The organism is Syntrophales bacterium, assembly GCA_030655775.1.
Taxonomy (GTDB): domain Bacteria; phylum Desulfobacterota; class Syntrophia; order Syntrophales; family JADFWA01; genus JAUSPI01.
Map to the genome: position 1 here is coordinate 1 of JAUSPI010000078.1, position 4,516 is coordinate 4,516.

The window sequence follows — 4,516 nt, forward strand, 5'->3', positions numbered from 1 at the left end:
GAATCATCTTTTAACTCGTAGATAGAACAAAGACAGGGGACTGATTGATAAACCTCAGTCCCCTGTCTACTTAATCTGAAAATCCGGCATCTTGTTCAATATAATCAGGATATTTTGGTCAGTTTATTGTGGGAATCAACAATAAGAAACAATCTATATCAACTCTTTTAGATAAGGTATCCACCGATCCTGATACTCGAATATTGTTGGAAGAAGAAGCTCGCAAGTTGACTGATATAGGAAACACATTTCATATTCGCCATAGTGAGGTAACACAAATTGTAATTTCTGATAATAGCATAATTGATTATTTGTTCTACCGCCTGTTCGCCTTTATTCAAATGCTGTTATCATCAAGATAGAAACACCCAACAAGAGCATGCACCAGATTCCAAAAGCCTGCGGCTTTTGTCTCTGGTGATGCTCACGTTAGACGACTTAAATGGATAAAGACACACAAAGAGTATCATTCTCAGCCGAGAAACCTGCGACATCGCACTGCTTCTCACTAGCAAAACAATCTTTGCTCGCAGCGGAAATGCAGATGGAACGAATCTGGAGACCAGTTATGAAATCAGTAGATAATCCATCGTTACCATATGAGATTATACTAATAGACATTCACTTCTATTTCGTAGCATTGAGAAATTTATACAGATACCTAAACAAGATAATGTCTGATCCGGTCTACTCGCATCTAAAAGCGGATTTAGAAATTCTTAACGATAAATGGTTTAGGCATTACTCCAAAGGCCGAGAAGCATTCGAACATATTGATCAAAAGTTCCACGGAGAGAAGCACGAAGACAAAATCGTTGAAATCGAAGAAAAAGGAGCAAGGCGTAAAGTTCATTATGGGTTAAGCATGAAAGATGGAGTGTTTGCTCATTCTGACGAATCTTGGGATATCAGTAAAAAATCGTTTGCAGAGTTCAAAGATAGTGTTGCGCAATTCATACAGAAAATTGTCGAATCGTCTAACAAGAAACTCAACACCGTTAGCAAGTAAAAGAAGAACATGAAAATGAATACATTTTTAGTTATTTTAGCGCTCATGATCATCGCTTTCGGATCATATCTTCTTTATTATGCTACACAAAGAGGGGCAAGAAATGATAAAAATGAATTGGCTCTCAAAATTGATACAACCGCACGGGACACACAAGATACAGTCGAAGATGTAGGAAAAAATATATCTGATCAGATACAATTAAGAGATCCTGAACACGGAACGTGGGACCCATCCGTTCATTATATTACAGATGACTCAAGAAACGGTTATGCTCAAGAAATTTCAGTTGATGTGAAAGACTACCAATACCAACGTGATCAGGAAATCGCTAAGATCAATTTTGATTTTTCAGTTGATTTGAAGCAAGTGCCAAGGGGAAGTACTCTGACTATTGACGGGGCTCCATTTACTATTGAAAATGGAAAACTCACCGAATTCACAATCAATCAAACTGGACTTAATCATAGCGGGGAGGTAATGGTTTCGGCGAAACCAAATACTACCAGGTTTGTGGTCATGGTGAATACCGAAGGCGTGCAAAAGGCGTATGTTACCGATGGCAGCGAAGGTTCTGTGAGATTCCGGGGCTATATCGTGTATAAGTGCGGCTACTACCCGCCATGAGATTAATATCGCAACTTTGTCGTCGAATTTCAAAGTTCAGGGAAGACATAGAGGTCAGTAAAAATTGGTCACCTTGATCAGTTATTATAGTGTTAAAATAGGAAAAGACAAAAAAGTCTAACATTACTCTTTCAGCCGACAGCTAATCGCTGCGGCTGAAGAGCCCGTTCTGTACCATAACGATTTCCCACATACGATAAGGAAAACCGTATATGTCAGCCATAGATAAAATTAAAGAAGGCGAAAAAAGAGTCGAGGAAAAGACGGAAGAATTAATCTATGAATTTCATGCGCATTATCAGGAATACATCAAGCTTCGCCCTGAAGATAAAGACCGAAAAGATGAAATATTCCAAGCATGGGTTATCCAGAAAATAGCCGGAATTCAGATCTCTATTTTAGAATTGGCAAAGAAATTCAATAGTCATATTAACAATCACTGAATTACAGAACAAGTCAGTGGAGAGGGACCGGGCTTATACCGCGGCTTTTTAAAAAGAATTTTCAAAGTCAACTGTAGTGCCTTTAAACACCTTTTTCGGATAACAGCGCCCGGCCTCTCACTTCCACGTTAGCCATCAAGGAGGAAACATATTATGTCATCAGAATTAATAATTAGTCTGGCAATTAGTCTGACAGCATTAATAATTTCGATTGGTTCTTTTGGATGGTCGATTCACATAGGTCGTAGGAGAATGAATGCAGCAGAATTGGCGAGCTTATCCCATGTTGTGAATATTGAGCAAACTTTAGGACAAATTCCTACTGCCTTAAAATTTCATGGAATAACCCCAGAAGAAATGGAAGAGGCTGACATCGAACCAAAGGAGGTGGCATATCTTTTGTCTAGCTTTACTGCAGGCGGGATTTACCATGGAACAAAGGCACAGAAAAAAATAAAAACCTTCGAAGTTGGTAGTTACCGCTACGACATGTGTAAATCCGAAGCAACTCGAAAAGCTTGGCCAATAATAAAACGAATGATGAATCCGAGTAATTACAGAGACAAAATTAATGCTACTATCAATTTAATACATAACAAAAAAGATTGACACTAACTAAATGAAATTAATAGCTAATCGGGTAGCCGGGGGTTTTTCTCCCCCAGCCCCCACACCACCCAAGCAAGCGGGTCCGCACTGGGCGGTTCCCCGAGAGTTTTAGAACACGATCAGAATCCTGATTGCATCCCAAGGCTGGCTACGATCAATACGCCGATAATAATAGCTCCCCCTGACGGGTTCATCGCCTTTTCGAGTATGACTGGCTCCTCCCTGCTCTCAAAGGTTCGGCCCTTCACCATGTCCCGGGCATTACCCCAGGCATTAGGCTAATATGGCCTCTGCTGACTCCTGCCTTCACAGCATACGAATTACTTCGCATGACGCTGCATAACTCATTTCCTGTCTGCTCATCTTTGTTTCGTATCTCACAGACAGGGCAGAGCTTCCCATTATCTGTGCCGGGACATTTGGGGACCGGTAGCCCCTGCCGGTAATTTCACTGGAAACTACATTATGTCGCATGGAAAACAGGTCTCCCCGGATAAGAACGTGAACTTCCCTTGCGCAACCGCGCCATTTACCGTATCCCCTGTTCCTTGGGCGTTGACACGTTGTGCTGCCTTACCCGGGGACTCGGCCTTATATGACGTTTCTGTCCGTCAGCTCACAAGTTTGCACTTCGGCTTCCTTCAGACCCTACCTCACGGTAACGCCCTTGCCTTCGGCTTGTAATTCATGCTAAGTCATAAAACCTAACATAGGAACACTTACAGGGGACTTGAACCCCATGAGTTCACGCCCATGCCGGGCGTACACAAGCCAGTGCAGCGGAGCGGCAAAAAGCCGCCGCCCGCTGATCGGCCTCGTTCTGCTATAGACATATTTCAATATTCCAACTCTCCATATTGGTTTTTAAATCGTTTTTCCTATTGACAATGTATCACTGCGTGCTATACTTGGAAAATGAAAAAGTTAATGACAAAGCATTTCTCAAAATGGGCATCAAAACAAAAAATTTCACAAGATGACTTGTCTTTGGCTTTGGCAGAAGTCCAGGCTGGTAATTTTGAAGCGAGCCTTGGTGGGCACATTTATAAAAAAAGAATTAAATTTAAAGGGCAAGGTAAAAGTGGTAGTGGCAGAACGATTATTTGTTATAAGAAAGAGAATAGAGCTGTTTTTATTCATGGATTTGCCAAAAACCAAAAATCAAACCTGTCCAAAAAAGAGTTAAATCTTTTTAAAGAGTTATCCAAGATTTTACTTAATCTTTCAACTAAGGAAGTGTTAATAGCAATAAACAATGGAGACATTATTGAGGTGAAGTCATGAGAAAATCAATTGCCAAATCAGTTACGAACACTGTTAAAGATTTATATAAAAGTGGGTTGGTAGATGCAATAACTATGAAAAACATTGAGAAACTTTGCATTCCAGAGGTACAGGAATATTCTCCTGAAAAAATTGTTTCTATTCGAAGTAAATTCAGCCTAAGCCAAGCAGCTTTAGCAAGTATTTTTAATATTAGCCCTTCAACTGTACAAAAATGGGAGCAAGGTAACAAAAAACCTACAGGTGCATCAAAAAAATTATTAGATATAATCGAAAGAAAAGGGATAGAAGCGTTTATCTAAAAAAGGCAGAACGAATAAGGATAGATTGTGTGAGTGAAGCGAACCACGATCTTATCCGGTTGTTGGACAAGCCCGGCGTCATCTGTGGCCTCTCTCTATATTAAGAAAATATCTTTTTTTGAACAGGGGGCAGGAAGTGCGTCTTCAAAGAACGTACTTTTTTCAAGGCGTACGGGTACCTTAACCTATAAATAGGCTTTTAAAAATTATTTATTTCATAAAAGTTTTTCCCTCCTGTTTTG

7 protein-coding genes are annotated in these 4,516 nt (G+C 40.2%); 6 read left to right on the forward strand and 1 reads right to left on the reverse strand.

Annotated features, from left to right (window positions below; all coding sequences use genetic code 11):
• Positions 1-442: 442 nt before the first annotated feature.
• The 4 genes from Q7J27_04115 (at position 443) to Q7J27_04130 (ending at position 2,688) form a co-directional block, all read left to right on the forward strand.
• Positions 443-1,009, forward strand: a complete 567-nt coding sequence (locus Q7J27_04115) for a hypothetical protein (GenBank protein ID MDO9528327.1) — start codon at positions 443-445, stop codon at positions 1,007-1,009.
• A gap of 15 nt (positions 1,010-1,024) precedes the next feature.
• Positions 1,025-1,636: a hypothetical protein gene (locus Q7J27_04120; protein MDO9528328.1), complete on the forward strand. Its 612-nt coding sequence runs from the start codon at positions 1,025-1,027 to the stop codon at positions 1,634-1,636.
• A gap of 212 nt (positions 1,637-1,848) precedes the next feature.
• Complete coding sequence (locus tag Q7J27_04125; GenBank protein MDO9528329.1) at positions 1,849-2,079, forward strand: hypothetical protein; 231 nt, start codon at positions 1,849-1,851, stop codon at positions 2,077-2,079.
• A gap of 153 nt (positions 2,080-2,232) precedes the next feature.
• Positions 2,233-2,688: a hypothetical protein gene (locus Q7J27_04130; GenBank protein ID MDO9528330.1), complete on the forward strand. Its 456-nt coding sequence runs from the start codon at positions 2,233-2,235 to the stop codon at positions 2,686-2,688.
• Positions 2,689-2,994: 306 nt separating this feature from the next.
• Here Q7J27_04130 and Q7J27_04135 read toward each other — a convergent pair whose 3' ends face one another.
• Positions 2,995-3,162, reverse strand: coding sequence for a hypothetical protein (locus tag Q7J27_04135; protein MDO9528331.1), 168 nt, complete (start codon positions 3,160-3,162; stop codon positions 2,995-2,997).
• A gap of 441 nt (positions 3,163-3,603) precedes the next feature.
• Between Q7J27_04135 and Q7J27_04140 the strand changes: the two genes are divergently transcribed.
• Both Q7J27_04140 and Q7J27_04145 read left to right on the forward strand, forming a co-directional pair.
• A complete protein-coding gene (locus Q7J27_04140; protein MDO9528332.1) occupies positions 3,604-3,972 on the forward strand; it encodes a type II toxin-antitoxin system RelE/ParE family toxin in 369 nt (122 codons plus the stop codon).
• Positions 3,969-4,274, forward strand: a complete 306-nt coding sequence (locus tag Q7J27_04145; protein MDO9528333.1) for a helix-turn-helix domain-containing protein — start codon at positions 3,969-3,971, stop codon at positions 4,272-4,274. The genes Q7J27_04140 and Q7J27_04145 overlap by 4 nt, the downstream gene beginning before the upstream one ends.
• Positions 4,275-4,516: the final 242 nt, after the last annotated feature.